The organism is Pseudomonas viridiflava, assembly GCF_001642795.1.
Lineage (GTDB): Bacteria > Pseudomonadota > Gammaproteobacteria > Pseudomonadales > Pseudomonadaceae > Aquipseudomonas > Aquipseudomonas viridiflava.
This window is the reverse complement of sequence record NZ_LKEH01000018.1, coordinates 310,644-312,756: the sequence shown is the minus strand read 5'-3', so window position 1 is coordinate 312,756 and position 2,113 is coordinate 310,644. Positions and strand designations below refer to the sequence as shown.

Genomic DNA, 2,113 nt, shown 5'->3' with positions numbered 1-2,113 from the left:
CAAATGGGCCATCCATGGCCCAGTGCAGCTCAATCGGCATCCATGCCGATTGCCCCCCGAATCAGCGCCAGGACTCAGCCTTCACCCACGTCGCAATCGGCGTTGTCCGCACCATTGCGCAAAAAAAGCACGGCAGGGCCGCTGCCTCACTGGATAGCCAGGTGAACTGTGTATAACGATGAGTGCTGCGCGTGAGCATGCATCCTGTGACGCTCTGCGTCACATTCCTGCGCTCAAAATACGTCCCGAGTCTCCCCTTTCAGTGTTCTCTTTAACGCAACGATAAATAAAATCCGCAATATTGGTGTGCAACCTCCTGCTATGCATACTGCGATGGCGCGAGGGCATCAATTGCTCCGCTCGAAAGGCTCGAAGCAGCCTGGGTCCGGTCAATTCGGGCCTTATAAAAAGACTCGCCGGATAACGGCCTCCATGACTCCATGGACTTCCAACGCTGCCCTGGCGCGTCGCTGCGCCTACCTGAAAAACAGAATAACGATTGATAAGGCCTTAAAAAGGTCATTCAGCAGGCAAGGGGATCATCATGCAAAACTCACACGCTGCCGTCGTGGGCGACAAGCAGGCCGTTTCTTCGACGGTCAAGCTGTATGTCTGGGCCGCCGTCATCCTCGTCGTTGCCGAATCCATTGGCGCCATCAGCATTCCGCTGGGCCCTGGCAAAGTCGTCCTGCTGCCGATGGTCTGGGCCTTGCTGTTGGGCGCAATGATCGGCATTGCCAGTCGGCGCATGCCGGGCACCATCGGCATCGACCACCGCACGCAATTGCGCTCCGCGTCCATTCTGCAACCTGCCCTGTTGATCTTTATTGCCAAGCTGGGTCTGGTGGTCGGCGGCTCGCTGCCGGTGGTGTTCGCCTCGGGCTGGGCGCTGGTGTTTCAGGAATTCGGGCATTTTGTCGGCACCGTGATTCTGGGCCTGCCAGTGGCGCTTATGCTGGGGATCAAGCGTGAAGCGATTGGTGCGACCTTCTCGGTCGGGCGCGAGCCCAGCCTGGCGATCATTGGTGAGCGCTATGGCATGGATTCCCCTGAGGGACGCGGCGTGCTCGCCGAGTACCTGACCGGCACGCTGTTCGGTGCGCTGTTCATTGCCATCGTGGCCGGCTTCATTGCCAGCCTGAATATTTTCCATCCCAACTCGCTGGCGATGGGTTCCGGCATCGGCTCTGGCAGCATGATGGCGGCCGCTGCAGGCGCGATTGCGGCTCAGCAGACGCCGGAAGTGGCCAAGGAAGTCATGACCCTGGCGGCGGCGTCGAACCTGATCACCACCACCATCGGGACCTACTTCACCCTGTTCATCTCGCTGCCGCTGGCGGTATGGGGCTATCGCGTTCTCGAACCGCTGATCGGCCGTACCACCAAGGCCTCCATGACCGATGACGGCCTGCGTCACAGCGACGTGTCGCTCGATGTGCCCGAGCTGGGCTGGTCGGGCAAGGTCAGTGCGTGGCTCGCCGCCGGTGCGCTGGCACTGATCGCCAACTACGTCGGCTACAAGACGTTGTCCGCCGATGCGTTCACCGGTATAGGCATCATGATTTTCTGTGCCTTCGTTGGTGAAGCATTGTGCAGCCTTATTCGCCGCAAGATTCCGGCCGTTTGCATGGTGTCGCTGGTCGCAATGTTCCTGACCTCTCCGGCCTGCCCATGGGCAGCGGAGATTGCCCGCCTGACCAGTTCGATCAACATGCTGGCGGTGATCACCCCGATGCTGACCTTCGCCGGTCTGTCGATTGCCAAGGACCTGCCCGCGTTTCGCCGTCTGGGCTGGCGGATCGTGCTGGTGTCGTTCCTGGCCAACTTCGGCACCTTCATCGGCGCTGTGATGATCGCCGAGATGTTTCATTGATTTGATGGTTGTCGCTGATCGTTCCCATGCTCCGCGCCCATCGTTATACACAGGTCTGCCTCAACACTGATCGTGCCCATCGCTCCGCGTGGGCATGCCGCCCGTGACGCTCCGCGTCACAAATGGCACAGACTCAGGATTCAGTGAGCCGAGCGCATGACGTGGGTAACGCTGGGGAGGTTGTCCACGCATCTGCGCCACATTCGAGGGCGGACGCGGAGCGTCCTGGGAGGCATTCCC

The 2,113-nt window shown here is 60.3% G+C and carries 1 protein-coding gene; it reads left to right on the top strand.

Annotation, left to right across the window (positions count from 1 at the left end; all coding sequences use genetic code 11):
- Positions 1 to 544 precede the first annotated feature (544 nt).
- A complete protein-coding gene (locus AO065_RS05240; protein WP_004880625.1) occupies positions 545 to 1,873 on the top strand; it encodes a DUF3100 domain-containing protein in 1,329 nt (442 codons plus the stop codon).
- Positions 1,874 to 2,113: the final 240 nt, after the last annotated feature.

Coding starts and splice junctions, on each gene's coding strand:
- AO065_RS05240 (WP_004880625.1), top strand. CDS start 545: ATGCAAAACTCACACGCTGCCGTCGTGGGCGACAAGCAGGCCGTTTCT.